This is a genomic window from Marinimicrobium alkaliphilum, assembly GCF_003259155.1.
Taxonomy (GTDB): Bacteria; Pseudomonadota; Gammaproteobacteria; order Pseudomonadales; family Cellvibrionaceae; genus Marinimicrobium_A; species Marinimicrobium_A alkaliphilum.
In genome coordinates, this window is sequence record NZ_QGMQ01000001.1 from 312,839 (window position 1) to 335,428 (window position 22,590).

General features: G+C 58.9%; 21 protein-coding genes. All 21 read left to right on the forward strand.

Features of this window, described 5'->3' with window-relative positions; translation table 11 throughout:
* The first annotated feature begins 2 nt into the window (after positions 1 to 2).
* The 21 genes from DKW72_RS01455 (at position 3) to flhB (ending at position 22,015) form a co-directional block, all read left to right on the forward strand.
* Entirely contained in the window at positions 3 to 1,433 is a 1,431-nt protein-coding gene (locus DKW72_RS01455) for a sigma-54-dependent transcriptional regulator (RefSeq protein WP_111640531.1), read from the forward strand.
* Positions 1,411 to 4,731 (forward strand): PAS domain-containing protein, encoded by a 3,321-nt coding sequence (locus DKW72_RS01460; protein ID WP_111640532.1) that lies wholly within the window; start codon positions 1,411 to 1,413, stop codon positions 4,729 to 4,731. Before DKW72_RS01455 ends, DKW72_RS01460 begins: the two co-directional genes overlap by 23 nt.
* A gap of 17 nt (positions 4,732 to 4,748) precedes the next feature.
* Complete coding sequence (locus DKW72_RS01465; protein WP_232522273.1) at positions 4,749 to 6,395, forward strand: EAL domain-containing protein; 1,647 nt, start codon at positions 4,749 to 4,751, stop codon at positions 6,393 to 6,395.
* 136 nt (positions 6,396 to 6,531) lie between these two features.
* Positions 6,532 to 6,918, forward strand: coding sequence for a flagellar hook-basal body complex protein FliE (fliE, locus tag DKW72_RS01470; RefSeq protein WP_111640533.1), 387 nt, complete (start codon positions 6,532 to 6,534; stop codon positions 6,916 to 6,918).
* A gap of 31 nt (positions 6,919 to 6,949) precedes the next feature.
* On the forward strand, positions 6,950 to 8,656 hold the full coding sequence (fliF, locus tag DKW72_RS01475) for a flagellar basal-body MS-ring/collar protein FliF (protein ID WP_111640534.1): 1,707 nt from the start codon (positions 6,950 to 6,952) through the stop codon (positions 8,654 to 8,656).
* A 79-nt stretch (positions 8,657 to 8,735) separates the two neighbouring features.
* Entirely contained in the window at positions 8,736 to 9,722 is a 987-nt protein-coding gene (fliG, locus tag DKW72_RS01480) for a flagellar motor switch protein FliG (protein ID WP_232522274.1), read from the forward strand.
* 29 nt (positions 9,723 to 9,751) lie between these two features.
* Entirely contained in the window at positions 9,752 to 10,561 is an 810-nt protein-coding gene (locus DKW72_RS01485; protein WP_111640536.1) for a flagellar assembly protein FliH, read from the forward strand.
* Positions 10,558 to 11,940, forward strand: coding sequence for a flagellar protein export ATPase FliI (fliI, locus tag DKW72_RS01490; RefSeq protein ID WP_111640537.1), 1,383 nt, complete (start codon positions 10,558 to 10,560; stop codon positions 11,938 to 11,940). Before DKW72_RS01485 ends, fliI begins: the two co-directional genes overlap by 4 nt.
* A 10-nt stretch (positions 11,941 to 11,950) precedes the next feature.
* On the forward strand, positions 11,951 to 12,394 hold the full coding sequence (gene fliJ / locus DKW72_RS01495; RefSeq protein ID WP_111640538.1) for a flagellar export protein FliJ: 444 nt from the start codon (positions 11,951 to 11,953) through the stop codon (positions 12,392 to 12,394).
* Between the two features lie 177 nt (positions 12,395 to 12,571).
* A complete protein-coding gene (locus tag DKW72_RS01500) occupies positions 12,572 to 12,883 on the forward strand; it encodes an STAS domain-containing protein (RefSeq protein WP_111640539.1) in 312 nt (103 codons plus the stop codon).
* Between the two features lie 15 nt (positions 12,884 to 12,898).
* Positions 12,899 to 14,605, forward strand: coding sequence for an ATP-binding SpoIIE family protein phosphatase (locus DKW72_RS01505; protein ID WP_111640540.1), 1,707 nt, complete (start codon positions 12,899 to 12,901; stop codon positions 14,603 to 14,605).
* Between the two features lie 39 nt (positions 14,606 to 14,644).
* Positions 14,645 to 14,983 carry an Hpt domain-containing protein gene (locus DKW72_RS01510; RefSeq protein WP_111640541.1) on the forward strand — a complete coding sequence of 113 codons (339 nt, stop codon included), beginning with the start codon at positions 14,645 to 14,647 and terminating at the stop codon, positions 14,981 to 14,983.
* A gap of 125 nt (positions 14,984 to 15,108) precedes the next feature.
* Positions 15,109 to 16,413: a flagellar hook-length control protein FliK gene (locus DKW72_RS01515; protein ID WP_111640542.1), complete on the forward strand. Its 1,305-nt coding sequence runs from the start codon at positions 15,109 to 15,111 to the stop codon at positions 16,411 to 16,413.
* A 113-nt stretch (positions 16,414 to 16,526) separates the two neighbouring features.
* A complete protein-coding gene (locus DKW72_RS01520; RefSeq protein WP_111640543.1) occupies positions 16,527 to 17,054 on the forward strand; it encodes a flagellar basal body-associated FliL family protein in 528 nt (175 codons plus the stop codon).
* Positions 17,055 to 17,071: 17 nt separating this feature from the next.
* Complete coding sequence (gene fliM, locus DKW72_RS01525; RefSeq protein WP_111640544.1) at positions 17,072 to 18,079, forward strand: flagellar motor switch protein FliM; 1,008 nt, start codon at positions 17,072 to 17,074, stop codon at positions 18,077 to 18,079.
* A complete protein-coding gene (fliN, locus tag DKW72_RS01530) occupies positions 18,069 to 18,509 on the forward strand; it encodes a flagellar motor switch protein FliN (protein ID WP_408631096.1) in 441 nt (146 codons plus the stop codon). Before fliM ends, fliN begins: the two co-directional genes overlap by 11 nt.
* Entirely contained in the window at positions 18,509 to 18,967 is a 459-nt protein-coding gene (gene fliO / locus DKW72_RS01535; protein WP_111640545.1) for a flagellar biosynthetic protein FliO, read from the forward strand. Before fliN ends, fliO begins: the two co-directional genes overlap by 1 nt.
* 83 nt (positions 18,968 to 19,050) lie before the next feature.
* Positions 19,051 to 19,782 (forward strand): flagellar type III secretion system pore protein FliP, encoded by a 732-nt coding sequence (gene fliP, locus DKW72_RS01540; protein WP_408631100.1) that lies wholly within the window; start codon positions 19,051 to 19,053, stop codon positions 19,780 to 19,782.
* A gap of 12 nt (positions 19,783 to 19,794) precedes the next feature.
* A complete protein-coding gene (gene fliQ, locus DKW72_RS01545; protein WP_111640546.1) occupies positions 19,795 to 20,064 on the forward strand; it encodes a flagellar biosynthesis protein FliQ in 270 nt (89 codons plus the stop codon).
* A gap of 20 nt (positions 20,065 to 20,084) precedes the next feature.
* Positions 20,085 to 20,876, forward strand: coding sequence for a flagellar biosynthetic protein FliR (gene fliR, locus DKW72_RS01550; RefSeq protein WP_232522276.1), 792 nt, complete (start codon positions 20,085 to 20,087; stop codon positions 20,874 to 20,876).
* Positions 20,876 to 22,015, forward strand: a complete 1,140-nt coding sequence (flhB, locus tag DKW72_RS01555) for a flagellar biosynthesis protein FlhB (protein WP_111640547.1) — start codon at positions 20,876 to 20,878, stop codon at positions 22,013 to 22,015. The genes fliR and flhB overlap by 1 nt, the downstream gene beginning before the upstream one ends.
* Positions 22,016 to 22,590 lie beyond the last annotated feature (575 nt).

A 22,590-nucleotide genomic window follows, 5' to 3' on the forward strand; every position in this document is an offset into this window, starting at 1 on the left:
TCATGGCTGCAACAGCACACACAGATAATGCCCGAAGCGCTGATGCCTTGACCGTTCTGGTGGTTGAGGATGATCGGGATCTGCGCGAAGCGCTGTCCGACACTCTGGAGCTTGCCGGTTACCGCGTACTACTGGCGACCAGTGCCGAAGAGGCGCTGCGCTGCCTCCTTGCAGAGTGTGATATCCGCATGATCGTATCCGACGTCAATATGGGCGGTATGAGTGGTCATGACCTGCTCGAGGAGGTGCGTCAGAGCTATCCGCAGATTCCCATGATGCTGATTACCGCCTATGCAAGCATCAGTGATTCGGTCGAAGCAATGAAGCGCGGCGCGGTGGATTACCTGGTCAAGCCTTTCAAGCCTGAGGCGCTGGTGCAGACCGTTTCCCGGCATGTGGGGGTGGCGCAGCTGGCAGGCGACCAACCGGTGGCAGAGGCCGCCTCAAGCAAACAGCTGCTGCAGCTCTCGCAACGGGTGGCCCAGTCGGAGTCCACAGTGCTGATTCTGGGGGAGTCGGGGACCGGTAAAGAAGTGCTTTCGCGCTACATCCACGATCATTCACCTCGCCGCGATCAGCCGTTTATCGCTATCAACTGTGCCGCGATTCCGGAAAACATGCTCGAAGCCATGCTTTTCGGTCATGAGAAGGGCGCTTACACCGGCGCTCACAGCAGTGCTCCGGGTAAGTTCGAGCAGGCCAATGGTGGCACCTTGCTGCTTGACGAAATTTCCGAGATGGATATTGGCTTGCAGGCCAAGTTGTTGCGCGTACTGCAGGAGCGTGAAGTTGAGCGCCTCGGCGGGCGCAAAACCATCAAGCTGGATGTGCGGGTAATTGCCACGTCCAACCGGGATATGCGTGAGCAAGTGGCTACGGGCAAATTTCGGGAGGATCTCTATTACCGTTTGAGTGTGCTGCCGCTGCAATGGGCACCACTGCGTGAGCGCGTAGAAGATATCGTCCCGCTTGCGCAAAAACTGTTGCACAAACATGCGCAGAAGCAGAATCGTTCGGGTGTGCGTCTGGCGCCCTGCGCGATTGCCCAGATGCAGGCCTACCCCTGGCCGGGCAATGTCCGGGAGTTGGATAACATCATGCAGCGAGCCCTGATTCTGCAGATGGGGCAGGACATCCGCGCCGCGGATCTGGGGCTTGAAGGCGACGGTCTCTACCGGCAGAAACCGGATCCGGTCAGTGCTGCGCAGCATCTGTCCCTGGTTGCGAATACGCCGGCCGGTGGGGCGCCGGAGCCGGTGGATGCCACAGCGCTGGACAATGACCTCAAACAGCGCGAATATGAGATCATCGTCAAGACACTGCGAGAAGAAAACGGCAGCAAGAAAAACACCGCCCAGCGACTCGGGATCAGCCCGCGGACGCTGCGCTACAAAATTGCAAGGCTGCGTGATGAAGGGTTCGCTATTGCGTGATCGGCCGCGCCAGTGGGCGCGCAAGTTGTTGTACTTTTATCGGCCGCTGTCAGCGGCCGGTTTGTTTGCGCTGGGCCTGCTGGCCGGACTGCTGATGGCACTGGATGGCTGGCGCTGGCTTGCGGGCGTCGCGCTGGTGTCGATCGCGCTGCTCGTGTGCTGCTGGTACCTCTTTCGTCCGGGGCGCGTGCGAGGCGGTCGTTCGTCTCTGCCGGGGTATTCTCACCGACAGTTCGATCAGCTCGCCGGATCCCTGCCCATGGGCATTTGGACAGCCAGCTCTGAGGGTCGGGTTGACTATATCAACCCCTTCTTCGCGCACTACGTGGGGGGAGATCACGAGGCGGCCACAGAAGTCTCCGATTGGCTAAAGGCCCTGCATCCCAGCGATGCCGATCACTGCGCCCATGCGTGGCGTCACAGTGTTGAGCGCGGCAGTCTGTTCCTCAAAGAGTACCGCTTGCGCCGTTTTGACGGCGCCTACCGTTGGCACCTGGCCCGCGCCGTGCCTCTTCGCGACCGCAATAAAAACATCCAGCGCTGGATCGGCAGTGCCGTGGACATTCATGACCGCAAGGTGAGCGAGGACCGGGCGCGGGACTTGTCTGAACGCCTGGCGGGAACTCTGGAGAGTATTACCGATAGTTTTTTTACCCTCGACAAGCAGTGGCGATTCACCTATGTCAATAGCGAGGCCGAGCGCGTCCTGACGCGCAAGCGCCAGGAGTTGCTGCAGCGCGAGTTGTGGCAGGTATTCCCCGATATCCTCGGCACGGATTTTGAGACTTACTATCGCCGAGCGGTCAGTGAAGGGCACAAAGTGACCTTTGAAGCCTATTACCCGCCGCTGCACAAATGGTTTTCGGTCAACGCTTATCCCTCCTACGAAGGTCTGGCGGTTTATTTTCAGGACGTCACCCAGCGTCATCGCATGGAAGAACAGTTGCGCCTGTTAGATGCCTGCGTGACGCACATGAATGATTTGGTGGTGATTACCGAAGCCTTGCCCCAGGACGAGCCCGGGCCGCGTATCGTTTTTGTGAACCCTGCCTTTGAGCGTCGAACGGGTTACCGGCGCGACGAAGTCATTGGACGATCGCCGCGGTTTTTGCAAGGTGAAGAAACTCAGCGAAGCGAGCTCGATCGTATCCGCAAGGCGATGCGCCGCTGGCAGCCGGTGCGCGCCGAACTGATCAATTACACCAAAGCAGGCGAGCCCTTCTGGCTTGAAATCGAGCTCGTCCCCATTGTCGACAGCAGTGGTTGGTACAGCCATTGGTTGGCGGTCGAACGGGATATCACCGAGCGCAAAAAAATGGAGGTTGAGCGCGAGCGGGTCACGGCTTTGGAGACTGCGCATAAGTTGGCAGAAGTGGCCAACAAAACCAAGTCGGAATTCTTGGTAACCATGAGTCACGAGATCAGAACGCCCATCAACGGGGTCATCGGGATGACCGATGTTCTGCAGCAAAGCCTGCGTGATCCGGGGCAGCAGGAGATGCTCAGTGTCATCAGTGATTCGGCTCAAACGCTTCTGGGGGTTGTCGACGATATTCTCGATTTTTCCAAGTTGGAGGCGGGCAAGTTGCGGCTCGAACAGCGGCCGTTCGCGCCCGCCGGTGCGTTGCACAATGTTTGCCGATTGCTCAGTGAGATGGCGCGCACCAAAGGCGTATTCATAAACCTGTTTATTGACCCGGCGATACCCGAGTTGGTGCTGGGTGATGAGTTGCGGGTGCGGCAGGTCGTGATCAACCTTTTGAGCAATGCGATCAAGTTCACTGGCGGGATCAATCGGCATGCCGAAGTGCGTGTCGCACTTTTCGTTGAAGCCGCCGATGGCAAAGCCATGCGTGTGATTTTACAGGTGCGGGACAACGGTATAGGAATGACGGAAAAAACCCTATCCACCCTGTTCAGTCCGTTTGTTCAGGCCGACGTGTCAACGACTCGTCGCTACGGCGGCACGGGTTTGGGCTTGACCATAACCCGTAACCTGGTTGAGTTGATGGGGGGCGATATAAAAGTCTCCAGCGCTATCGACGAGGGCACAGAGTTTCGCGTAACCTTGCCTTTTTTGGTAGAGGCTCAGCGTCCGTTTATTGTGGCGCCGGTCTGGCGCAGCGCGCCGGTGTGCCGTTTACTCTTGCCGGCAGTATCCTCGGGTGCTCCGTCCCGAGGTCAGGATTGGCTGGCTTACTTGCGTGCCGCAGGAATCACGGCAGAGCTGGTAACCATCGACAAAGATGACCCAGAACCCCTTCGACTATCGGTGTCTGAGGAGGTATGGGTCGTGGACGAGAGCTGGGGCCCCTGGTCAGAGGAGACCCTGGCCCAGCTGAGTGCCCGTGTCGCTGCGCCGCGTTGGGTCCTGATTGGTCGGGGGCGTCGCCGGCAGCCGCGGCTTGATGACCGGGGCCGGGTGTCTCTGGATGCCGACGGCCTCGACCCGCATGCCTTGATTGAAGCGGTGGCGATTGCCGCGCAGGAGCTTCCGGCGCCCGAGCGGGAACGGACGCCGGCGGTATCGGGGAGCCTCCCGGCCAAAGCTGAGGCACGGGAATTTGAGGGGCGCGTGCTGGTTGCCGAGGACAATGCGACCAACCGTAAAGTGATTGCCCATCAGTTGGCGCTGCTGGGTTTTTCAGCGGATTTGGCGCCCAGCGGCCGAGAGGCGTTGAGTTTGTGGCGCGAAGGCAAGTACGCCGCGCTGTTGACCGACATCCACATGCCCGAGATGGATGGTTTTGAATTGGTGGAGCGCCTGCAGGCACAGAGGGACCTCACAGGCCTCAAGGTGCCGATCATTGCCTTTAGCGCCGATCAACGAGCGCAGGCGCGCGGGGACTACCGCGAGAAAGGGTTCGACGGTTTCCTGGTAAAGCCGGTCACCCTGGTTGAGCTGGAGCGCGTGTTTCGCGCCCTGGGCGTGGGCGCAAGCCAGGCACCTGTGCCGGTCGACCTGGACACTTTGCGTGACATTGTCGGCGATGAGCCTGGCGTGGTTCAGGAATTCTTGCAAAGCTTTGGGGACAATCTGGCAGCGCTCGAAAAGCAGATAGCGGAGGCGGTGCGTGAATGCGATTGGGCCGGTGTAGAGTGGGCCTGTCATTCACTCAAATCCTCGGCGCGTTCAGTGGGGGCCCGTGTTTTGGGGGATTACTGTGCGCGCCTGGAACAGGTAGCCGCAGAGACAAGTGAAGATGACAGAGCAATAGCAGTGAAGAATGTAATGACAGAGTGTCAGCGCGTCGAGCAATGGGTGCAGGCGACGCTAAACACCGATAGCGACCATTGAGATCCGGGGCAGAGTGCATGGGATTGGTAAAAAGTGAGGTGAGTATTCTCGCCGTTGATGATGATACCTTTATCATCAAATTGTTGCAGCAGGCATTGAAACGCCTGGGTTTCAGTCGCTTCGCGGCCAGTGGTGATGGTGAGCAGGCGCTCGCACTGATGGCGCGCGCTTCAAGCGCGCCGGATTTGATCATTCTCGATTTGAGTATGCCGCGCATGGATGGCGTGGAATTTATCCGCAAGCTCACCGAACAGGACTATCGGGGACAGTTGATACTGATCAGCGGGGTCGATGAGCGCGCCTTGCGCAGTGCGGAAAAGCTGGTGCTGGCGCACGGACTCAATTTGCTCGGTCGGTTGCAGAAGCCGATCGTCCCGAAGGAGCTTGCCCTGCTCCTGGTCAAATTGATGAAAGCCTCTACGGAGTTTCAGCCGCGCCCAGCGGGAATCAAGCGCTATTCGGGGGCTCGCCTGGAGCAGGCGCTGGCCCAGGGCGAACTGGTGAATGTGTATCAGCCGATTGTGGACTTGCGTACCGGGGCGTTGCTCAAGTTTGAAGTGCTGGCTCGTTGGCAGCATCCTGAGGACGGCCTGGTCATGCCCGACACCTTTGTGCCTGACCTTGAAGACAGCTATTTGATTGATGCCCTTGCTTACGATGTGCTGACCCGGGCGCTGGACGCCGCGGCCCAGTGGCGCGAGGCGGACCTGAGGGTGGCTCTGGCAGTCAATCTTTCCATGCAGAACCTGGTCACCATCGAGCTGCCTGACCGTTTTGAGCAGGCGGTGCTCGAGCGTGGCTTTCTGCCCAAGGATGTGACCCTCGAAGTCACCGAAACCCGCCCCATGACCGAACCTGCGCGGGTGCTCGATACCCTGACGCGGCTGCGCCTGAAGCGTTTTCCGCTGGCCATTGACGACTTTGGCACCGGGCATGCGTCACTGGCGCAATTGCGCGACATTCCCTTTGACCAATTTAAGCTCGACCGCAGCTTTGTCCATCGCGGCTGGTTCGAGCGGGATGTCAAAGCCATGTTCGACACCAGCCTCAGTCTGGCCAAACAGATGGACATGGTTGTGGTTGCCGAGGGAGTGGAGCATCGGGAGGACTGGGACTTTGTCCGTGCCAGCCCCTGTGACTGGGCCCAGGGCTACTTTATCGCCAAGCCCATGCTTGCGGAGGAGGTCGTCGCCTGGGCCGACAGCTGGCACCAGCGTGTGCGCCGCGAGTTGATGCCTCCTGAGCTCGAAAGCCCGGGTGCGTCCAAGGCCCCCGGCGGCGCCAAGGCGACCGTACTGGTGGTTGAGGACAATGACTTTCAGCGCAAGGTACAGAGCCGGATTTTGCGTGACGAAGGTTACCACGCCGTCACCGCCGGCAATGGCCGGGAGGCGCTGCAGCTGTTGCGCAGCCTGCGCCCACACGTCATCCTGATGGACTTGGACATGCCCGAGGTCAGTGGCCTGGAGGTTCTGCGTCGGTTGCGCGGAACGTCGGCATTCCGACACACGCCCGTGGTTATTGTCTCCGGGGCCAACGTCAAAAACGCGGTCGAGGACTGCATGGCCGCCGGTGCCAGCAGTTTTATGCTCAAACCTTTTGACCGTAAAACCCTGGTGGCACGGGTGGAAAAAGCGCTCGCCACGACACCTACCAAAAACTGAATGGGGCCTCGCCACCCGGCGGAAATTGTTGGCCTGTTTCCTGCAAGATAACGCCGCAACCGGCAAAAAGCCGCCGCAGTGACAAATTCTTGTCGGTGGCCCGTCCGCCAACGACCAAGCAGCGAGAGAAGACCCCATGACTGATCGCGTGGATATCAATCGACTACTGACCGATATGCGCTCACTGAAAAGTCAGGTGCAGACCTTTCAGCGCCCGGAAGGGCTGGGCCCCCAGGATGTCAATCGCGTGGGTCGCGTCGGCACCGGCGAGGGCCTGAAGGTTGATGGCAGCCAGAAAGTCCCGGGTTTTGGTGACGTGATGGCCCAAGCCGTCAACAAGGTTAACGATACCCAACGGGCCTCCGGCGCGCTGGCAGCTGCCTACGAGCGGGGCGAGCCAGGGGTCGATATCACTGATGTGATGGTCGCCTCGCAAAAAGCCAGTGTGTCTTTCCAGGCGGCTGTGCAGGTACGTAACAAGCTCGTGGAAGCCTATCGCGACGTAATGAATATGCCGATTTAATGGCAGCTGACCCCCACAGGTAAACAGGGCTATGGCGGCAACAGACACCAACACCAGCGATCTTTCTGGAGGCAGTGCTAAAAAGCGCTCGCCCAGCGACTTGATCGAAGGCTTCAGCAGCCTCAATCTACTGCGCCAGGGCGGCCTTATGGTCGGGCTGGCCGCGAGCGTGGCCATTGGGTTTGCGATTGTTCTGTGGAGTCAGGGCGAGGAGTACCGGCCCCTCTATAGCAGTCTCGACCGGGTCGATACCCGCGAAGTGGTAGGCATTCTTGAGCAGAACGGGATTAGCTACCGCGTAGAGCCGAGCAGTGGGGTACTTCTGGTATCCAGTCGTGACATCCATACCGCGCGCCTGAAACTGGCCGAAGTGGGTGTGCCTGGGCAGGACACCGTCGGCTTCGAATTGCTCGATCAGGAACAGCCCCTGGGCACCAGCCAGTTTATGGAGAGCACCCGTTATCACCGGAGCCTTGAGGGTGAGCTGGCACGCACCATTTCCAGCATCAACAGTGTGCGCCATACGCGCGTACATCTGGCTATTCCCAAGCGCTCGGTGTTTGTGCGCGAAGCCCGCGATCCCACCGGCTCGGTATTCCTCGATGTGTTCCCCGGCCGCACCGTTGAGCCGGCCCAGGTCAAAGCGATTATCAATCTGGTGGCCTCCAGTATTTCCGAGTTGCGTCCGGAAAACGTTACTGTAGTCGATCAGCGGGGCAACCTGCTGTCGGATATGGGCCGGGACAACGAAGAGTTGACGATGGCGACGCGCCAGCACGACTACGCTCGCCGGGTGGAAGACGACCTGTCGCGGCGTGTTCAGCGCATACTGGAGCCGGTTGTGGGCGACGGCCGTTATCGCGCCGAGGTCAGTGCCGATATTGATTTTACCGCCATCGAACAGGCCGCGGAAACCTTCAACCCGGATTTGGCTGCCGTGCGTAGCGAGCAGACCTTGAACGAGCTGCGCCTGGGAAATGACTTTCTCGGCGGTATTCCCGGTGCATTGACCAATCAGCCCCCGGGGGCTGCGCAGGCTCCTGAACAGATTGACCCGGAGACCGGTGAACCGGTCGCCGCGCAGCCTCAAAACCGCCGCGAGCAGGCCACCCGCAACTACGAGCTCGACCGCACCATCAGTTATACCCGTCACCAGCAGGGTAAGATCAACCGGGTGTCGGTGGCCGTGGTGGTTGATGATAAGCGCGTGCGCGGGCCCGACGGCGCCGAGGTACGGGAACCCTGGACCGAGAACGAACTGGAGCGCCTGGCGGTGCTTGTGCGCGACGCCGTGGGCTTTTCCGCACTCCGTGGTGACAGCGTTAATGTGATCAACTCGGCCTTTGTGGCCCGTGATGATTGGGCCGTCGAGGATCTCGAAGTGCCCTGGTGGCAGCAGGACTGGATTCAGGGCTACATCAAGCAGGCCGCCGCCGTGTTGGTGATTGCCGCGTTGATCTTCGGGCTGTTGCGTCCGGTGATGCGCAGTCTGGCGAGTGCGGGTAAAAGTTCGTCCGACGACGATGAGGCGCGCGAGCTGGCAGCACTGGAAGCGGCGGGCCTGGACGGTTACGATGGCATGAGTGATGAAACTGTCACTCTCACCGGCGGCGCGTTGGCACTGCCGGGACCGGAAGAGAGTTACGAGCAGCAACTCAACGCGATTAAAGGTTTGATCGCTGATGACCCCGCGCGGGTTGCCCAGGTGGTAAAAAGCTGGGTCAACCGCGAAGACTAAGCGCAACGGATAACTGATAGCTATGGCCACAAACAAGCCTGCCGCCCAAAACCCCGGTGCCGAAAAGCCGGAGTTGAAGATGAACCGCCTGAATCAGGCGGCGGTACTGCTGATGTCGCTCGGTGAGGGAGACGCAGCAGAGGTGCTCAAGCACATGGGCCCCAAGGAGGTTCAGCGGCTGGGTGCCGCCATGTCTCATGTTACCAATGTGCAGCAGCAGGAAGTACAGGCGGTATTGTCTAATTTTCTCGAGGAGGTCCGTACCCTGACCGGTCTCGGTATGGGCTCGGACAGCTATATCCGCAATATGCTGGTCACCGCCCTGGGCGAAGAAAAGGCGGGCGGTTTGATCGACCGGATTCTGCTCGGCGGTAATACCACCGGCCTGGATACACTCAAGTGGATGGAGCCACGCTCGGTGGCCGATGTGATTCGCAACGAGCATCCGCAAATTCAAGCCATTGTCATTGCCTATCTGGATCCGGATCAGGCGTCTGAAATTCTGAGCTATTTTACCGAAAAGACCCGCCTGGACGTGATGATGCGAGTGGCTTCGCTCGATACTGTACAGCCCAGCGCCTTGCAGGAGCTCAATACCATTCTTGAGAAGCAGTTCTCGGGCAGCGCCGGTTCGCAAACCAAGGCTATGGGCGGCTACAAGGTCGCAGCAGAAATCATGAACCAACTCGATGGCATGATCGAGGCCGAGCTGATGGACTCGATCAAGGATATCGACGAAGAGATGGGCAACCAGATTCAGGACCTCATGTTCGTGTTCGACAATCTCAAGGAAGTGGACGATCGCGGCATTCAGATGCTGCTGCGCGAGGTGTCTTCGGAAGTGCTTATCGTTGCGCTCAAAGGCGCCGACGAAGAGCTGCAGGAGAAAATCTTCAAGAATATGTCCAAGCGCGCCGCCGAGCTGCTGCGTGACGATCTCGAAGTCAAGGGGCCGGTACGCCTGTCCGAAGTCGAGTCGGCGCAGAAGGAAATTCTCACCATCGCCCGGCGTATGGCCGACGCCGGCGAGATCGTGTTGGGCGGCAGTGGCGAGAAGATGGTTTAATGGGCCTGTCAGCCTGAGGATCGCCATTGATGACCGACTACAAACCCGCCAATCGCATTCCCGCCGAGGATGCCGCCGACTACCGGTCCTGGCATTTGCCGTTGATCGACGACAACGGCAAGGTGCTCTCCAGCGCCGAGAAAGAAGCGCGCGACCGCGCCCAAGCCAAGGTCCGCCAACAGGCAGAAAAAGTGGAAGAAGCGGAGCTGGATCAGGGCTCCTCAGCCGGTATCTCTGCTCAGGAGCTGGGGGCGATTGTCGAGCAGGCCGAGAAGGAAGGTTTTGAACAGGGCCGAGAGGCCGGGTTTGAGAAAGGCCAGGCCGAGGGCTACGAAGCGGGCCAGCAACAGGGCCTGATGGAAATGCGTCAGCAGTTGGTGGCCGAGCAACAGCGCTTTGCCCAACTTGCGGAGGCGCTCCTTAAACCCCTGCAAGAACAGGATGACGACCTGGAGAAAGTGCTCGTCGATACTCTTTGCACTTTGACCCGCTCAGTGGTTCAACGTGAACTGCAAACCGATTCCGGTGAGATTGTCAGCCTCGTGCGTCACGCGATTGACGCCTTGCCCGCGGGAGCAGACAACCTGCAGATTACCCTTAACCCGGATGATCTGGCCTCGGTGGAAGATTATGCCGAGGAGCACAAGCTCGAGTGGCGCTTCAGTGCCAATGCGGACATGCTTCCCGGTGGCTGCGAGGTACGCAGTGCGATCAGCCGGGTGGATTACTCGGCCGAGCGACGCCTGGCGGAAGTCCTGGAGCAGTTTGCCAACAAACAGTTTTCCCTGCCCGAGTCGGATACGCAGGACGCTGAATCGGATGCCGAGGAGAACCCGTGAACCGGCGGCCTCTATCTGAGCGCCTGAAGGCCTACGCACCCGAACATCCGGTGCGTATCGAGGCGCTCGCCGAGGGGCGTATCACCCGTTCGGTGGGCCTGACCATCGAGGCTGTGGGCCTCAATGTGTCGGTCGGACGCCAGTGCGAAATCATTACCGACGAGCGGCGCCGGATCGAGGCGGAAGTGGTCGGTTTCTCCGGTGATACCGTCTACCTGATGCCGGTCAAGCGGGTGGAGGGCCTTCAGCCTGGCGCGCGGGTCGTTCCTTTGGCACACGCCGCCGGTATGCGTATTGGCCCGCAGTTGCTCGGGCGTGTTGTCAACGGCCTGGGCCAGCCCATCGATGGCCACGGCCCGCTGGCGGGCGATGAGTTTCTGGATTTTGCCCCCCATGAAATTAACCCATTGAAACGCCACCCGATCAGCGAGCCGCTGGACGTCGGGATTCGTGCGATCAATGCGTTGATCACCGTCGGGCGCGGCCAGCGTTTGGGGTTGTTTGCCGGCAGTGGCGTCGGTAAAAGTGTGCTCATGGGAATGATGACCAAGTTCACCACCGCGGATGTGGTGGTGGTGGGGCTGGTGGGGGAGCGCGGACGCGAGGTCAAAGAGTTTATTGACCATATTCTCGGAGACGAAGGGCTCAGGCGCGCCGTGGTGGTAGCGTCACCGGCCGACGATGCGCCGCTGATGCGCCTGCGTGCTTCTCAGCTCGCCAGTCGCATTGCTGAGTACTACCGGGATCAGGGCAAGAATGTACTGCTGCTGATGGACTCGCTCACCCGCTTTGCCCAGGCTCAGCGGGAGATCGCCTTGGCCGTGGGCGAGCCGCCAGCCACCAAGGGCTACCCGCCATCGGTATTCGCCAAAGTACCGGAGCTGGTCGAACGCGCGGGCAATGCCGCCGAGGGCGAGGGCTCCATTACCGCCTTCTACACGGTGCTGACCGAGGGCGATGATTTGCAAGATCCCATTGCCGATGCGGCCCGCGCCATTCTCGATGGTCACATTGTACTGTCCCGGCGTCTGGCGGAAGAGGGGATCTACCCGGCCATTGATGTGGAGTCGTCAATCAGCCGGGCAATGGCCAACATCGTCGATGACCGCCACCTCAAGCGGATGCAGCGCTTCAAGCAGCTGCTGGCGCGCTATCAGCAAAATCGGGACCTGATCAGTATCGGTGCCTATAGCAAAGGCAGCGACCCGGACACGGATACCGCCATTGAGCGCTACCCGATGTTGCGCGCGTTCATTCAGCAGGGCCTCAATCAGTCCGTCCACTTCGCCGAGAGCCTGGCCAACCTGGAAGCGCTGCTCAAGCCGGTGGAGGGCAGTACCGGGGCCAGTCCTCTCGCGGCTCAGCACCCCCCCGGTTAGGCGGTAAGTCATGGCTGAGCGGCGATCGAAGCGGTTGGCAGTGGTACTGCGCCTGGCCGAGCAACAGGAGCAGGCCTCGGCCCAGCGCTTGGCGGATTATCGCGCCCAGGTCACTGGCGAGCAGGCCCAGCTTGAACAGCTGCAACAGTATGCGGAAGGTTACCTGGATGACTACGGTCAGCGACGGACCGGGTTACGCGGTGCGGATATGATCGCTTACAGCGGGTTCATCCGTCGCTTGATGGAGGCCCAGGACGAGCAGCGGCGTAAACTTGACGCCATGGCCCAGACCCTTGCCCGGTTGCAGACCGATTGGCAGGAGAAGTATCAGCACCGCCAATCGGTCGCCCGGCTGATAGAGCGCCTGCTCAAGGAAGAGAATCAGGCCGATGAGCGCCGGCTGCAGAAGGAGCTGGATGAGTTCTCGGCCCAGCAGATACGCCGCCGGGACTGACCGGTACTCGGGCGATTGTGGGCGCCAACCGGGCTGAATGCTGGCAAGCTGCCTGAAATCAGCTATTCTTGGGATGATTCAAGTCTTGGACGGGTCCGTGCGCTTGGCGCTGCGGCGATCAAACGATATGCTAAAGGGAATATACACTTGCCCCAGAGCGAGATTGAGAGAGATAACATGGCTATAACTTCACATCTGACTGCGGATGGCAGCACGCTCAACATCGTGATTGACGGGCGCTTTGATTTTAGCGCGCATCAGGCCTTCAGAGCCGCCTATGAAACGCTTCCCGACCGTCCGGAGCATTATTGTATCGATCTTGAGGGCACAACCTACCTCGACAGCTCAGCGCTGGGTATGCTGCTGTTGCTGCGCGATCATGCCGGTGGTGACCGGGCTGATATCGAAATTGTGAACTGTACCGATGATGTACGGAAAGTGCTGACCATCTCTAATTTCGATCAGCTGTTTGCCATCAGACCCCACTAACCGGTAGCACAGGATATGGCGTCACTGACGATATTGGTTGCCGACGATACCCCGACGGATCGCTTGATCCTGGAGCGCATCGTGCGCGCGGAGGGGCACCGGGTTGTCTGTGCTGGCGACGGCGTAGAGGCGGTGACGTTGTTCGAGCGCGAGCAGCCTGACCTGGTCTTGCTCGATGTGCTGATGCCTGAGCAGGATGGTTTCGATGCCGCGCGGCAGATTAAGGCCATTGCCGGTGAGCGATTGGTGCCGATTATTTTCCTCACGTCTTTGACCGATACCGAATCGTTGGTGCGCTGCCTTGAAGCCGGGGGCGATGACTTTCTGTCCAAGCCTTATAACCGGGTTGTGATTCAGGCCAAGATCAGGGCTTTTAATCGCATGCGGCATATGCACGCCACAATGCTGAGCCAGCGCGATGAGATTGCTCACCACAACGAGCATCTCCTGCAAGAGCAGGCGGTGGCGAAGCAGGTTTTTGACAATATTGCTCACAGCGGTTGCCTCGGTGCCAGCAATATCCGTTATTTTTTGTCTTCGCTGGCGGCCTTTAACGGCGATGTTCTGGTTGCCGGTATGCGTCCCAACGGCAATATGATGGTATTGCTTGGGGATTTCACTGGCCATGGTTTACCTGCAGCCATTGGCGGTATCCCGCTCGCTTCGACCTTTTACGGCATGGTATACAAGGGTTTCTCCATGACCGATATCCTGCGTGAGATCAATGCCAAGCTCAACACGATCTTGCCCGTGGGTATTTTCTGCTGCGCCACCATGGTGGATATCAGTTTTCGAAAGCAGCGAATCAAAGTTTGGAATGGCGGCCTCCCGGAAAGCTTTATCTTCCGCCGCAGTACCCAGCAAATCGAGGCCGTACAATCGATTCATTTACCCCTTGGGGTGCTTAAAAGTAAAGCCTTCAAAGACGACTGCCTGGTGTATGAGCTAGCCTCTGATGACCGGTTTTATATGTGGTCTGACGGTATTCACGAAGCGCGCAACAGCGACGGCGAGATGTACGGTGAGGAGCGCTTGCGCGATGTGTTCCGGGCCAACGATGACCCGGAGCAGTTGTTCAACTCGATCTTGGGGAACGTTCAGTCCTTCGTGGGTGAGGAAGAGAAGCACGACGATCTATCTTTGGTAGAAATCCGAATGGAGCCGCCGCAGCTGCCCACAGAGACGGCCGGCGCGCCGGTGCGCACATTGCAGACACCGTCGCGCACGGGCGAGTGGGCGATGAGCTTTGAGGTGCAATCACGCAGCTTCCGCAGTTTCGATCCTTTGCCACTGGTGCTCAATGTCCTGGCTGAGGTGCCTGGGTTGCGCAGCCATAGCAATACGCTTTATGGCATTTTGGCAGAGCTATACAGCAATGCCCTGGAGCACGGCGTACTCAAGCTGGACTCGACGCTGAAAAATACCGCTGAGGGTTTCGCCGACTATTACGAGCAACGCGACCAGCGCCTGGATGACGTTGACGAGGGTTTTATTCGTATTCATGTTTGTCACACTGGGCAGGGTGAGGGTGGCAAGCTGCGTATCCGGGTCGAGGACAGCGGCTCTGGCTTTGATGCGCAGCCCCCGCGGCAGGTGCCCAATGTCCGCGCCTATCACGGTCGGGGGCTCGCCCTGGTAGAGCGGATGTGCGATGCTGTTCATTACTTGGGAAAAGGCAATCAGGTGGAAGCGGTATACACTTGGAATCACGACGATGACTAACACCGGCTGCGCTGCCAGCTGTTTGACAAGGGTGGGCCCATGAGCTCCGAGCATCTGGATCGGCAACTACTGGAAGAGTTGGAAGAGGTTATGGAGGGGGAGTTCGCTACTCTGATTGATACCTTTATCAGGGATTCCGCGGAGCGTATCGCCGCCCTGCAGAAGGCCTTGGCCAGTCGTGATGCCGAGGCCGTGCGCCGGGCAGCGCACAGTTTCAAAGGCAGTTGTCGCAACCTGGGTGCTATTCGACTGGCCGATCTTTGCCAGGGGATGGAACACCAGAGCGCGCAAGGCCAACTCAATGGGCAGGAGAATACCCTGGTGGATATCCAACAGGAATTTTCGCAGGTCAAGCTGCTCCTGCAAGCCCTGGTATAAACCCGCGTCCTTTTTTCTTCTCCGCGCGTCAGTTGGCGCTGTTTTTGCAATACCTCCTGTACTGAGATGTTTTAGCCCCGGAAGCGGCAAGGGTTTGCCGCTTCCAAGTCAGGAGATTCCTCGCAATGAACGGTCAATCCTCTTTGTTCCAGTTGCTGTCTTCGTCCGGCGGTCGCGCTCGCTCCGATGAGCTGGTCAAGCCTGCCGGACGGCAACAAAACGACAGCGGTCAAGCGTTTGGCGCCCAACTTGATCGTGCCCAAGCCAGCCGTCGTTCGCCGAATGGGACTTCGTCTCCGGACCCGCGCTCAAAAACGGAGGCCCCGGCAGAGAAAACGGGCGGGAGGCCGGGGACGGCGGAGCGCGCGGACACTGCAGCCAGGGCTCGAACCGAGTCCCGGACTCCCGCTCCCGCCTCGGTAACGGGCGACGAGACGGCGCTGGCCCCCATCGAGTCGGAGGGCAGCGAGACCCGCCTGGAGGCGCTGCTGGCGATTCTGGGTATTGATCTTGAGGCGCTGGAGGGTATCGAGGGACTGGAAGACCTGGAAGGACTCGATCAGTGGCGACTATTTGAAGGCACTGAAGACGACCCGGAGGCCCTGGTGCTTCTGTCGGATGCGGGCGAGTTGCTGATCGCTCAGTGGCACCCGGAGCAGGGTTGGCAAGTGACGCGGGCCGAGGGCGAGCAGCGCCAGCAATTACTCAAATCCTTGGCTCTGGCACCGCCGCCGGCTTTTCGACTGACGACGACCGGTGCGGCCGAGAGTGGTGCGGCTGTGACTCAATGGGTACCGGAAGCGCCCTCAGACACTCTGGCCAGGTTGACGGAATTGGCAAAGGCGGACGCAAACCCGCCGGCGCGAGGCCTTTTTCAGCAGGTACTGCAAGCACAAAATACGTCTGATGCGAGTGTCACACTTGAACGCGGCGGCGTCCATGGACCTGCCGGGCAGGAAGGCGAGCGCGCCGAGCGGGCGCTTCTGCCCGGCGAACGCGGGTTTGTCGTACAAACCGAGGTGCGGGTCCCCGTGGGCCAAAACAACTGGAACCAGGCGGTCGGCGATCGAATTCTGTGGTTGGCTTCACAGCGGGTCTCCAGTGCCGAACTGCGTCTGGACCCGCCAGACCTGGGGCCCGTGCATGTACGTATCGCCATTAACCAGGACCAAGCCAATATTACCTTTACCAGTCCTCATGTCGGTGTGCGCGAAGCGTTGGATCAGGGTGCGGCGCGCCTGCGGGAAATGTTTGAAGAGCAGGGCCTGGATCTGGTCAATGTCGATATCGCCGATCAGGGGGCCGGGGAAGGGGATGCCGGGCAGGCTGGCGGCGGCCAGGCGGGTGCAGGCGGCGACTCGGCCAATGATGATGGAGAGCCCGAGTCCTGGGTGCGGGGTTCGTTGTCACTGGTGGACTATTACGTTTGATCGTTCGACGGTCAATTGTGCCGCCCGATGGGATTCTGCTGCTACAATGACGGTGCATATGGCACGGCGATTGCCTGTACCCTGACAGACCTGCGAATTGACGGACTTTTGACATGGCAGAACAAGATGACGATGAGCTGACTCCCGAAGAGCTGGAGCAGCGCAAGGAGATCGCCCAGGCACGCAAGCGCAAGCGCCTGATCGCGCTTGCGGCAGCGCTGTCGGTATTGATAGTTGCGTCCATTGGCGGCACTTTGGCACTGTTGAAAATGCTTGAGGATGACCCTGATGCCGAGCTTTCGGCGCGCGAGGAGACCGGGTATGCTGCCGTTTACTATACCCTGCGGCCCGCGTTTGTCAGCAGTTACCAGATCCGTGGGCGTCAGCGTCAGTTGCAAGTGGAGCTGGCACTTATGCTGCGTGATGAGAGCAAGATCGCTCGAATCGAGCAGCACATGCCGAGCTTACGCAATAATGTCTTGATGGTACTGTCCGGGCAAGTCTACGAGGAGCTGCGTACCCCGGAGGGCAAGGAGTTGTTGCGCCAGGAGTTGTTGCAGGAAATTCGCGACATTCTGACACGAGAATTGGGTGAACCGGTGGTGGAGCAAGTATTGTTCACCGGGTTTGTGATGCAATAGCGGTGGGGAAGATCTAGGTGCAGGACTTACTCTCACAAGATGAAATCGATGCGCTTCTTCACGGCGTTGATGACGGCGATATCGAAACCGAAACCGATCTTGAACCCAGCGGTATTAAAGCCTACGACCTGACCACGCAAGATCGTATCGTGCGCGGGCGTATGCCCACCCTGGAGATGATCAACGAACGCTTCGCCCGTTACACCCGCATCAGTATGTTCAACATGCTGCGGCGTACCGCCGATGTGTCTGTGGGCGGCATGCAAATCCAGAAGTTCGGCGAATATGTACACACCCTGTACGTGCCCACCAGTCTGAATATGGTCAAGTTCCGCCCGCTGCGAGGTACTGCTCTGGTGATTCTCGACGCCCGGCTGGTGTTCAAGTTGGTGGATAATTTCTTTGGCGGTGATGGTCGCCACGCAAAAATTGAGGGGCGGGAGTTTACCCCCACCGAGTTACGCGTGGTGCAGATGGTGCTCGACCAGGCCTTTATCGATTTGGCAGAAGCCTGGAAAGCGGTCATACCCATCACCTTTGAATATATCAATTCCGAAGTTAACCCCTCACTGGCCAATATTGTCAGCCCCAGTGAAGTGGTGGTGGTCAGTACCTTCCACATCGAGCTCGACGGTGGCGGAGGCGAGATGCACATCACGCTGCCTTACTCGATGATCGAACCGATCCGTGAGGTGCTGGATGCGGGCTTTCAGAGCGACAGCGACGAACACGACGAACGTTGGGAGCGCGCGCTGAAGGAAGACGTGCTCATGGCCAAAGTCGACCTGGAGTGTGATGTGGTACGCCGGGATATTACCCTGCGCGACATCGTCAACCTGAAAGAAGGCGATATCATACCGGTAGAAATGCCGGATCAGCATGTAGTGACCGCCAACGGGGTACCGATTTTCCGCACCAAGCTCGGCCAGCACCGGAAAAATCTGGCGCTCAAGATTCTTGAATTTATCGACCACAGCAACGCCCACAACGCGACCTTGATTGAAGGAGGCCCCCGTGGCAAATGATGACAATAACAACCCGCCCGAAGACGATGTCGATCAGGACGCGATGGCTGAAGAGTGGGCGGCGGCCATGCAGGAGCAGGACGACGCTGCGCCTGCCAGTGACCTCACTGATGATCTCGGCACAGTCGAGCTTGACGAGTTTACTCGCGGCACTGAGCAGCCCAATACGAGCCCAGAGCTGGATGTCATTCTGGACATCCCAGTGTCCATCTCCATGGAGGTGGGCCGCACCTCAATTACCATCCGTAACCTGTTGCAACTCAACCAGGGCTCGGTCATTGAGCTTGATCGGCTCGCCGGTGAACCGCTCGATGTGCTGGTGAATGGGACCTTGATCGCCCACGGTGAAGTGGTCGTGGTGAACGAAAAGTTCGGTATCCGCATGACCGACGTGATCAGTCCCTCCGAACGTATCAAAAAGCTGCGCTGATGATGGTCCGCAAAGCCATTGTCGGGGTGTCGACGCTGATCGCCGGGGCCTGGGCACCGCTTCTGGTGGCGGAAGGCACACGTGCCGACACCGTCGCCATCGGCAGCGGTACGCACTTGCTCAATGTCACGCTCGGGCTCGGTGCGATCGTACTGCTGATTTTGGGGCTGGCCTGGCTGGTGCGCCGCCTGGGGCAGGGCGGCTTGATGCACAACCCCCATATGAAGGTGCTGGCGACCATGCCAATGGGCACCCGCGAGCGTTTGATGGTGGTGGATGTAGCGGGTCAGCAATTGTTGTTGGGCGTGACGGCTACGCAAATTACCTTACTGCACACCTTCGATGAACCGGTAATAGCACCGGGCGAGTCCGCTTACAGTTCCGAATTTGGACGCAAGCTCAAAGCCTTGCTCCAGCAAAAAACCAGCTCGTCATCAGACGACTCTCAACCCCGCTGAGGCCACTCGTGTTCAAACGCTATCTTTTGACACTGCTTTTCCTGCTGGTGCTGGCACCTCAAGGGTTTGCTCAAGAAGAGGAGCTGACACCTGCGCAGACCACCAATGAACAGGCCGGCGGAGCCCTGCCGGCCATTCCGGGGTTGCCGGCACTGACCGTCACCACCGGCCCTGACGGCACCCAAGAGTACACGGTTACCTTACAAATTTTGGCGATCATGACGGCGCTGACGTTGTTGCCGTCGTTGCTGTTAATGATGACCTCCTTTACCCGTATCATCATTGTATTCTCGATATTGCGCCAGGCCCTGGGTTTGCAGCAGTCACCGTCCAATCAGATACTCTTGGGCTTGGCCCTATTCTTGACGATCTTTATCATGCAGCCGGTGTTCAGTGCCATCAACGAGAATGCTTTGCAGCCCTACATCAATGAAGAAATCGGCGCGCAGGAAGCACTGGTGCGCACCTCCGAGCCGGTACACGGGTTTATGCTGGCGCAGACCCGGGAATCGGATATCGCGTTGTTTGCGGGCATTGCCGGCAATACCGAAATCGCGACGGCTCAGGACACGCCTTTTTCCATTCTGGTGCCGGCATTCATCATCAGTGAGCTGAAGACCGCCTTCCAGATCGGTTTTATCATTTTCATTCCCTTTCTTGTCATCGATATTGTGGTCGCCAGTGTATTGATGGCCATGGGTATGATGATGCTTTCGCCCCTGATTATTTCGTTGCCCTTCAAGATCATGCTGTTCGTGCTGGTCGATGGCTGGGCGATGATTGTCGGGACGCTCGCGGCCAGTTTTGGTGTTTAGCGGAGGAAAGCCATGACTCCGGAAATTGCACAGGGCCTTTTTGCCGATGCGCTTTGGCTCACGGTCGTGATGGTGATGATCATTGTGGGCCCGGCTCTGCTTGTGGGCCTGGTTGTGAGCATGTTCCAGGCCGCGACCCAGATTAACGAACAGACGCTGAGTTTTCTGCCGCGCCTGATCGTGACTCTGGTGACCATCATGATTGCCGGGCCTTGGCTGGTGTCGGAGCTGATGGATCTGTTCAATCGTCTGTTTACCGGCGTACCCTACCTCATAGGGTAGGGCCGACACGTGAGGTCAATGTGAACGGTGCCGAAGCCCTAGTTGTCAGCGACGCGCTGCTGGTCCAGTTTATCGGCCAGTACCTGTGGCCTTTTGTGCGTATCGGCGCCTTCTTTTTTGCCATGCCGGTAATCGGCGCCGCCACCGTTCCGGCCCGCACCCGGGTCGCGCTGGCTTTTGTCACCACCCTGGTCGTGGCGCCGGTACTGCCGGCGCCGCCGGCTGTCGACCTGGTATCCCTGTCGGCGATGCTGATGATCATGCGCGAGGTTCTGATCGGGATGGCGATGGGCTTTGTGCTCCAGGTCTTCCTGCACGTGTTCATCCTGGCAGGACAATTTATCGCCATGAAAATGGGGCTCGGCTTTGCGGCCATGAACGATCCCAGCGGGGTCAGCGTCACCGTGCTTTCACAGTTCTATTTGCTGCTGGCGACCCTGCTGTTTCTGGCAGTCAATGGTCATATCATCGTGATTGAGCTGATGGTGACCAGCTTCACCACGCTGCCGGTGGGGGGCGGTGGCCTGGGGCCGGACGGCTTTCTGTTGGTGGCGAGTATGGGCTCGTGGATGTTCACCTGTGCCCTGGTGATTGCCTTGCCGCTGTTCACTTCGCTCCTGGTGGTCAATATGGCCTTTGGGGCCATGAACCGTTCAGCGCCGCAGATGAACGTCTTCACGGTGGGCTTCCCGCTTACGTTGATCTTCGGGCTGTTTTTGATGTGGGTGGGGCTGGCGGCGATACTGCCGAACTTTGATCTGTTTATGCAAGAGGGCGTGCGCTACCTGCGTGTGCTGATTGGAGCTCCCTGATGGCAGAAGAGAACGACAGCAGTCAGGAAAAGACAGAAGAGCCCACGACCCGAAAGCTTGAGAAGGCCAAGGAGGATGGGCAGATTCCCCGATCCCGGGATTTGACCACCACGTTCATTCTGCTTGCGGGGACTCTGGGTTTTCTGATTTTTGGCAGTTACATGGGCCAGAAAATGATCGCCATTGTGCGCTATAACTTTATCCTCGAGCGCGAAGTGATCTTCGATACCACCACGATGTTGCAACACTTCTCGATTTCTCTGTACCACGGCGTGCTCAGTATTCTGCCGCTGTTTGGCTTGTTGTTTGTGGCCTCGATTGTCGGCCCCATTGCGCTTGGAGGCTGGATGCTCAGCGCCAAGGCCATGGCTCCCAAGGCCAGTCGCCTGAACCCCATCTCCGGCCTCAAGCGGATGTTTTCCCTCAAAGCGCTGGTCGAGTTGGGCAAGTCGCTCGGCAAAGTGCTGGTGATTCTGGGGGCGGCCATTGTTGTCCTGATGGTGCAGCAGCAGGACATGTACCGGTTGTCTGACCAGGAAACCGATGTCGCCGTGATTCACTCCCTGTACCTGGGGATTGTCGGTGCCATTGCGCTTGCCGCTGTTACGGTCTTGATCGCTATCATCGATGTCCCTTTTCAGATATGGGACAACAAGAAGAAGCTGCGCATGACCCGGCAGGAAGTCAAGGATGAGATGAAGAACACCGAGGGCAAGCCGGAGGTCAAAAGCCGTATTCGCCAGTTGCAGCGCGAGATTGCCCAGCGTCAGATGATGGCCAAAGTACCCGAGGCGGATGTGGTTATTACCAACCCGACTCACTACGCGGTCGCGCTGAAGTATGATCCGGACACCATGGAAACGCCGATTCTGCTTGCCAAGGGGGGCGACCACATGGCCATGAAGATTCGGGAGATTGCGCGCGAGCACAATATCGAGCGGGTTGAGTCGCCGGTGCTGGCGCGGGCGATCTACCACACCACCGAGGTGGATCAGCCTATTCCGTCGGCGCTCTATATGGCTGTGGCGCAGGTGCTGGCCTACGTCTTCCAGCTACGCAACTTCCGCCGCGGCCGCGGCGACAAGCCCAATTACCCCCGCAACCTCAACGTCCCCCGGGATATGCAATTCGACCCCTAACACCTCGATTGACGTTATCGAGCAGCATTCTCCGGCGGCCTATTGTAGGCGTCGAGTCTGGGTATCCCTTTCCGGGACACGCCGTGAACCCGGTCCCTACGCGCTCCCGGCGCTTCGGGACACTTCCCACATCCCTGTGGGTCGTCCATGGGGGCTCGACTGCCGCCGTCCGGGCGGCAGACGGTCCCGGAAAGGGATACCCAGACTCGACTTGTGCCACTCTTGGACATTTGAGCCTCAAAATATCTAATTTTATTAGAACCTCCTCTGAGAACAGAGTGCGAAGGTTTGGTCAGCCGCTAGGACAGGGGAGTCGGGAGCGTCTTTGGCAACCCTCGCGTCAGGGATGACGCGTGGGAGCTACAGGGAAGTATTTACCGCGTTTGCCAAAGACGCTCCTGACTTCACTGGCCGACTAACTTACTGGCACCCAAACTCAGAAGGCTCGACCTCGACGTACTGCTAATGATTCCGCGGCTCGAAAAAATAACCGGGTGTCAGAAGGCAAGTAGGTACGGTTTTTGCGATATCAGGCAAAAGACCCTGAAACCGTCAAAAAAACTGTACCGACAAAG

Coding starts and splice junctions, on each gene's coding strand:
- DKW72_RS01455 (WP_111640531.1), top strand. CDS start 3: ATGGCTGCAACAGCACACACAGATAATGCCCGAAGCGCTGATGCCTTG.
- DKW72_RS01460 (WP_111640532.1), top strand. CDS start 1,411: ATGAAGGGTTCGCTATTGCGTGATCGGCCGCGCCAGTGGGCGCGCAAG.
- DKW72_RS01465 (WP_232522273.1), top strand. CDS start 4,749: ATGGGATTGGTAAAAAGTGAGGTGAGTATTCTCGCCGTTGATGATGAT.
- fliE (WP_111640533.1), top strand. CDS start 6,532: ATGACTGATCGCGTGGATATCAATCGACTACTGACCGATATGCGCTCA.
- fliF (WP_111640534.1), top strand. CDS start 6,950: ATGGCGGCAACAGACACCAACACCAGCGATCTTTCTGGAGGCAGTGCT.
- fliG (WP_232522274.1), top strand. CDS start 8,736: ATGAACCGCCTGAATCAGGCGGCGGTACTGCTGATGTCGCTCGGTGAG.
- DKW72_RS01485 (WP_111640536.1), top strand. CDS start 9,752: ATGACCGACTACAAACCCGCCAATCGCATTCCCGCCGAGGATGCCGCC.
- fliJ (WP_111640538.1), top strand. CDS start 11,951: ATGGCTGAGCGGCGATCGAAGCGGTTGGCAGTGGTACTGCGCCTGGCC.
- DKW72_RS01500 (WP_111640539.1), top strand. CDS start 12,572: ATGGCTATAACTTCACATCTGACTGCGGATGGCAGCACGCTCAACATC.
- DKW72_RS01505 (WP_111640540.1), top strand. CDS start 12,899: ATGGCGTCACTGACGATATTGGTTGCCGACGATACCCCGACGGATCGC.
- DKW72_RS01510 (WP_111640541.1), top strand. CDS start 14,645: ATGAGCTCCGAGCATCTGGATCGGCAACTACTGGAAGAGTTGGAAGAG.
- DKW72_RS01515 (WP_111640542.1), top strand. CDS start 15,109: ATGAACGGTCAATCCTCTTTGTTCCAGTTGCTGTCTTCGTCCGGCGGT.
- DKW72_RS01520 (WP_111640543.1), top strand. CDS start 16,527: ATGGCAGAACAAGATGACGATGAGCTGACTCCCGAAGAGCTGGAGCAG.
- fliO (WP_111640545.1), top strand. CDS start 18,509: ATGATGGTCCGCAAAGCCATTGTCGGGGTGTCGACGCTGATCGCCGGG.
- fliQ (WP_111640546.1), top strand. CDS start 19,795: ATGACTCCGGAAATTGCACAGGGCCTTTTTGCCGATGCGCTTTGGCTC.
- flhB (WP_111640547.1), top strand. CDS start 20,876: ATGGCAGAAGAGAACGACAGCAGTCAGGAAAAGACAGAAGAGCCCACG.